Origin of the sequence: Streptococcus mitis (assembly GCF_047464965.1) — a bacterium.
GTDB classification, from domain to species: Bacteria; Bacillota; Bacilli; order Lactobacillales; family Streptococcaceae; genus Streptococcus; species Streptococcus mitis_DU.
In genome coordinates this window covers 1-4670 of the sequence record NZ_JASHAT010000020.1, presented here as the reverse complement: position 1 = coordinate 4670, position 4670 = coordinate 1, and the positions used below count along the sequence as shown (strand labels likewise).

Here is a 4670-nt window from a genome sequence, read left to right as displayed (position 1 = left end):
CACTACCAGATGGACCTGCGTTGTATTAGCTAGTTGGTGGGGTAACGGCTCACCAAGGCGACGATACATAGCCGACCTGAGAGGGTGATCGGCCACACTGGGACTGAGACACGGCCCAGACTCCTACGGGAGGCAGCAGTAGGGAATCTTCGGCAATGGACGGAAGTCTGACCGAGCAACGCCGCGTGAGTGAAGAAGGTTTTCGGATCGTAAAGCTCTGTTGTAAGAGAAGAACGAGTGTGAGAGTGGAAAGTTCACACTGTGACGGTATCTTACCAGAAAGGGACGGCTAACTACGTGCCAGCAGCCGCGGTAATACGTAGGTCCCGAGCGTTGTCCGGATTTATTGGGCGTAAAGCGAGCGCAGGCGGTTAGATAAGTCTGAAGTTAAAGGCTGTGGCTTAACCATAGTACGCTTTGGAAACTGTTTAACTTGAGTGCAAGAGGGGAGAGTGGAATTCCATGTGTAGCGGTGAAATGCGTAGATATATGGAGGAACACCGGTGGCGAAAGCGGCTCTCTGGCTTGTAACTGACGCTGAGGCTCGAAAGCGTGGGGAGCAAACAGGATTAGATACCCTGGTAGTCCACGCCGTAAACGATGAGTGCTAGGTGTTAGACCCTTTCCGGGGTTTAGTGCCGCAGCTAACGCATTAAGCACTCCGCCTGGGGAGTACGACCGCAAGGTTGAAACTCAAAGGAATTGACGGGGGCCCGCACAAGCGGTGGAGCATGTGGTTTAATTCGAAGCAACGCGAAGAACCTTACCAGGTCTTGACATCCCTCTGACCGCTCTAGAGATAGAGTTTTCCTTCGGGACAGAGGTGACAGGTGGTGCATGGTTGTCGTCAGCTCGTGTCGTGAGATGTTGGGTTAAGTCCCGCAACGAGCGCAACCCCTATTGTTAGTTGCCATCATTCAGTTGGGCACTCTAGCGAGACTGCCGGTAATAAACCGGAGGAAGGTGGGGATGACGTCAAATCATCATGCCCCTTATGACCTGGGCTACACACGTGCTACAATGGCTGGTACAACGAGTCGCAAGCCGGTGACGGCAAGCTAATCTCTTAAAGCCAGTCTCAGTTCGGATTGTAGGCTGCAACTCGCCTACATGAAGTCGGAATCGCTAGTAATCGCGGATCAGCACGCCGCGGTGAATACGTTCCCGGGCCTTGTACACACCGCCCGTCACACCACGAGAGTTTGTAACACCCGAAGTCGGTGAGGTAACCGTAAGGAGCCAGCCGCCTAAGGTGGGATAGATGATTGGGGTGAAGTCGTAACAAGGTAGCCGTATCGGAAGGTGCGGCTGGATCACCTCCTTTCTAAGGAAAAGGAACTGCGCATTGGTCTTGTTTAGTCTTGAGAGGTCTTGTGGGGCCTTAGCTCAGCTGGGAGAGCGCCTGCTTTGCACGCAGGAGGTCAGCGGTTCGATCCCGCTAGGCTCCATTGGTGAGAGATCACCAAGTAATGCACATTGAAAATTGAATATCTATATCAAATAGTAACAAGAAAATAAACCGAAAACGCTGTAGTATTAATAAGAGTTTATGACTGAAAGGTCAAAAAATAAGGTTAAGTTAATAAGGGCGCACGGTGGATGCCTTGGCACTAGGAGCCGAAGAAGGACGTGACAAACGACGATATGCCTTGGGTAGCTGTAAGTAAGCGATGATCCAGGGATTTCCGAATGGGGGAACCCAACAGGTACTACCTGTTACCTGCATCTGTTAAGGATGTGAGGAGGAAGACGCAGTGAACTGAAACATCTAAGTAGCTGCAGGAAGAGAAAGCAAAAGCGATTGCCTTAGTAGCGGCGAGCGAAACGGCAGGAGGGCAAACCGAAGAGTTTACTCTTCGGGGTTGTAGGACTGCAATGTGGACTCAAAGATTATAGAAGAATGATTTGGGAAGATCAGCCAAAGAGAGTAATAGCCTCGTATTTAAAATAGTCTTTGTACCTAGCAGTATCCTGAGTACGGCGGGACACGTGAAATCCCGTCGGAATCTGGGAGGACCATCTCCCAACCCTAAATACTCCCTAGTGACCGATAGTGAACCAGTACCGTGAGGGAAAGGTGAAAAGCACCCCGGGAGGGGAGTGAAATAGAACCTGAAACCGTGTGCCTACAAGAAGTTCGAGCCCGTTAATGGGTGAGAGCGTGCCTTTTGTAGAATGAACCGGCGAGTTACGTTATGATGCGAGGTTAAGTTGAAGAGACGGAGCCGTAGGGAAACCGAGTCTGAATAGGGCGCCTTAGTATCATGACGTAGACCCGAAACCATGTGACCTACCCATGAGCAGGTTGAAGGTGCGGTAAGACGCACTGGAGGACCGAACCAGGGCACGTTGAAAAGTGCTTGGATGACTTGTGGGTAGCGGAGAAATTCCAAACGAACTTGGAGATAGCTGGTTCTCTCCGAAATAGCTTTAGGGCTAGCGTCGACATTAGAGATTCTTGGAGGTAGAGCACTGTTTGGGTGAGGGGTCCATCCCGGATTACCAATCTCAGATAAACTCCGAATGCCAATGAATTATGGTCGGCAGTCAGACTGCGAGTGCTAAGATCCGTAGTCGAAAGGGAAACAGCCCAGACCACCAGCTAAGGTCCCAAAATAATTGTTAAGTGGAAAAGGATGTGGGGTTGCACAGACAACTAGGATGTTAGCTTAGAAGCAGCTATTCATTCAAAGAGTGCGTAATAGCTCACTAGTCGAGTGACCCTGCGCCGAAAATGTACCGGGGCTAAAACAATTTACCGAAGCTGTGGATACCTTTATAGGTATGGTAGGAGAGCGTTCTATGTGTGAAGAAGGTGTACCGTGAGGAGTGCTGGAACGCATAGAAGTGAGAATGCCGGTATGAGTAGCGAAAGACAGGTGAGAATCCTGTCCACCGTAAGACTAAGGTTTCCAGGGGAAGGCTCGTCCGCCCTGGGTTAGTCGGGACCTAAGGAGAGACCGAAAGGTGTATCCGATGGACAACAGGTTGATATTCCTGTACTAGAGTATGTAGTGATGGAGGGACGCAGTAGGCTAACTAAAGCAGACGATTGGAAGTGTCTGTCTAAGCAGTGAGGTGTGATATGAGTCAAATGCTTATATCTGTAACATTGAGCTGTGATGGGGAGCGAAGTTTAGTAGCGAAGTTAGTGACGTCACACTGCCAAGAAAAGCTTCTAGCGTTTAAACATACTCTACCCGTACCGCAAACCGACACAGGTAGTCGAGGCGAGTAGCCTCAGGTGAGCGAGAGAACTCTCGTTAAGGAACTCGGCAAAATGACCCCGTAACTTCGGGAGAAGGGGTGCTGACTTTAAGTCAGCCGCAGTGAATAGGCCCAAGCAACTGTTTATCAAAAACACAGCTCTCTGCTAAATCGTAAGATGATGTATAGGGGGTGACGCCTGCCCGGTGCTGGAAGGTTAAGAGGAGTGCTTAGCGTAAGCGAAGGTATGAATTGAAGCCCCAGTAAACGGCGGCCGTAACTATAACGGTCCTAAGGTAGCGAAATTCCTTGTCGGGTAAGTTCCGACCCGCACGAAAGGCGTAATGATTTGGGCACTGTCTCAACGAGAGACTCGGTGAAATTTTAGTACCTGTGAAGATGCAGGTTACCCGCGACAGGACGGAAAGACCCCATGGAGCTTTACTGCAGTTTGATATTGAGTGTCTGTACCACATGTACAGGATAGGTAGGAGTCTATGAGATCGGGACGCCAGTTTCGAAGGAGACGTTGTTGGGATACTACCCTTGTGTTATGGCCACTCTAACCCGGATAGGTGATCCCTATCGGAGACAGTGTCTGACGGGCAGTTTGACTGGGGCGGTCGCCTCCTAAAAGGTAACGGAGGCGCCCAAAGGTTCCCTCAGAATGGTTGGAAATCATTCGCAGAGTGTAAAGGTATAAGGGAGCTTGACTGCGAGAGCTACAACTCGAGCAGGGACGAAAGTCGGGCTTAGTGATCCGGTGGTTCCGTATGGAAGGGCCATCGCTCAACGGATAAAAGCTACCCTGGGGATAACAGGCTTATCTCCCCCAAGAGTTCACATCGACGGGGAGGTTTGGCACCTCGATGTCGGCTCGTCGCATCCTGGGGCTGTAGTCGGTCCCAAGGGTTGGGCTGTTCGCCCATTAAAGCGGCACGCGAGCTGGGTTCAGAACGTCGTGAGACAGTTCGGTCCCTATCCGTCGCGGGCGTAGGAAATTTGAGAGGATCTGCTCCTAGTACGAGAGGACCAGAGTGGACTTACCGCTGGTGTACCAGTTGTCTTGCCAAAGGCATCGCTGGGTAGCTATGTAGGGAAGGGATAAACGCTGAAAGCATCTAAGTGTGAAACCCACCTCAAGATGAGATTTCCCATGATTTTATATCAGTAAGAGCCCTGAGAGATGATCAGGTAGATAGGTTAGAAGTGGAAGTGTGGCGACACATGTAGCGGACTAATACTAATAGCTCGAGGACTTATCCAAAGTAACTGAGAATATGAAAGCGAATGGTTTTCTTGCTTTGAATAGATATTCAATTTTGAGTAGGTATTACTCAGAGTTAAGTGACGATAGCCTAGGAGATACACCTGTACCCATGCCGAACACAGAAGTTAAGCCCTAGAACGCCGGAAGTAGTTGGGGGTTGCCCCCTGTGAGATATGGAAGTCGCTTAGCTCTA

Annotated in this window: 1 tRNA gene and 3 rRNA genes; all 4 read left to right on the top strand. The window is 50.3% G+C overall.

The features are described 5' to 3' along the window. A 16S ribosomal RNA gene (locus QM408_RS09170) occupies positions 1 to 1324 on the top strand; the annotation flags it as partial. A 51-nt stretch (positions 1325 to 1375) separates the two neighbouring features. Continuing rightward, positions 1376 to 1448, top strand: a tRNA-Ala gene (locus QM408_RS09165). Between the two features lie 124 nt (positions 1449 to 1572). After that, positions 1573 to 4474 (top strand): 23S ribosomal RNA (locus QM408_RS09160). A 76-nt stretch (positions 4475 to 4550) separates the two neighbouring features. Beyond that, positions 4551 to 4666 (top strand): 5S ribosomal RNA (rrf, locus tag QM408_RS09155). The last annotated feature ends 4 nt before the right edge of the window (positions 4667 to 4670 follow it).